Source organism: Neptuniibacter sp., from assembly GCF_024231755.1.
Taxonomy (GTDB): Bacteria; Pseudomonadota; Gammaproteobacteria; order Pseudomonadales; family Balneatricaceae; genus Neptuniibacter.
Genome location: NZ_JAAEQH010000338.1, coordinates 1 through 1,475 on the forward strand (window position 1 = coordinate 1; position 1,475 = coordinate 1,475).

Sequence of the window (1,475 nt, forward strand, 5' to 3'; positions counted from 1 at the left end):
ATACCGCCAGGGAATTCGATCATTTCCCCGTACATAACGTCAGCAAGACCGTGGATCGTAATGATACCATCGGAAACGCTCACTACAGTGCCCTCATTACGGGCTTCTGAAGTCACATCAAGATTGTCGATGCGCTTCTTGAGAATCTCACTGATCTCAGAAGGATTCAGTTGCTGCATGCTTTTATTCCCCTAGGAATTCATCGCTTCGGCCAACTTCGCGAGTCGCGCGCGAACGGAGCCGTCGATCACCAAGTCGTCAGTACGTACAACCACACCACCCAGGATAGATTTGTCTACCTGAGAGGACAGCGATACATCGCGACCTAGTTTAGTTTTCAGTGCCTGAGCAAGTTTTTCCTGCTGCTCATCCTGCAGTTCAAAGGCAGTAGTCACTTCGATATCCAGTGACTTCTCCTGATCTGCTTTCAGTTTTGCAAACTGAGCGCTAATTTCTGGCAAGATTGCCAGTCGCTTGTTCTCAGCCAGCAGTGCAAGGAAATTCTTACCCGCCTCATCTGCATTTTCACAGATGCCTACCATAAGGTCTGCTTTCTGCGTATCTGTCAGTGCAGGGTTACCCAGTACACGCGCTACGTTTTCGTCTTCTGCTGCAGCAGCAGCCAGAGCTAGCATAGCGGACCACTGATCGAGGTTACCCTTATCCATCGCATACTCAAAAGCAGCTTTGGTATAAGGCCGAGCGACAGTGTTGACTTCAGCCATCGTTAAACCTCGCTTTAAAGCTCAGCGGCCAGTTTTTCAACAAGCTGCGCGTGTGCCTTCTCATCGATAGAAGCTTCCAGTACTTTTTCAGCACCAGCCAATGCAAGAGTAGCTACCTGGCTACGCAGTGCTTCGCGTGCCTGGTTAACTTCCTGCTCCAGTTCAGCTTCTTTAGCCGCTTTAACGCGACCAGCTTCTTCCAGAGCTTTGTCTTTAGCTTCTTCGATAATCTGGTTAGCCCGCTTGTTGGCCTGTTCAATGATGGCGGCTGCTTCTTCTTTGCCTTTACGCATATTTTCAGTGGCTTTTTCTTGAGCCAGCTGTAAATCACGCTCAGCACGGTCAGCAGCGTCCAGACCTTCAGCAATCTTCTTCTTACGCTCTGCCAGGGCAGCCGTAATTGGCGGCCACACGTACTTCATGCAGAACATTACGAAGATAGCGAATGCGATGGCCTGACCAATGATGGTTAGATTGATATTCACGCCATTACCTCTCGCGGTTGATTAAGTTAATCGACAAGTCAGTCTATCTCTATCGACTTGTAGTTACTTACGCAACAGCGAACAGTACGTACAGACCCAGACCTACACCGATCATAGGTACCGCATCAACAAGACCCATTACGATGAAGAACTGTGTACGCAGCAGAGGGATCAGTTCAGGCTGACGAGCAGCACCTTCCAGGAATTTACCACCCAGGATACCGATACCTACAGCAGCACCTACCGCACCCAGACCCATCATCAG

General features: G+C 49.6%; 3 protein-coding genes and 1 pseudogene. All 4 read right to left on the reverse strand.

Annotated elements, in window-relative coordinates; all coding sequences use genetic code 11:
• Window positions 1-179, reverse strand: a pseudogene (locus GY843_RS19465) (F0F1 ATP synthase subunit alpha); the annotation flags it as partial.
• 12 nt (window positions 180-191) lie between these two features.
• The gene (locus GY843_RS19470; protein WP_297312175.1) at window positions 192-725 is read right to left on the reverse strand and encodes a F0F1 ATP synthase subunit delta; all 534 of its coding nucleotides are present in this window, start codon (window positions 723-725) and stop codon (window positions 192-194) included.
• Window positions 726-739: 14 nt separating this feature from the next.
• Window positions 740-1,210 (reverse strand): F0F1 ATP synthase subunit B, encoded by a 471-nt coding sequence (locus tag GY843_RS19475; protein WP_297312177.1) that lies wholly within the window; start codon window positions 1,208-1,210, stop codon window positions 740-742.
• A 67-nt stretch (window positions 1,211-1,277) separates the two neighbouring features.
• On the reverse strand, window positions 1,278-1,475 hold a 198-nt coding region (gene atpE / locus GY843_RS19480), incomplete at its 5' end, for a F0F1 ATP synthase subunit C (RefSeq protein ID WP_297312179.1).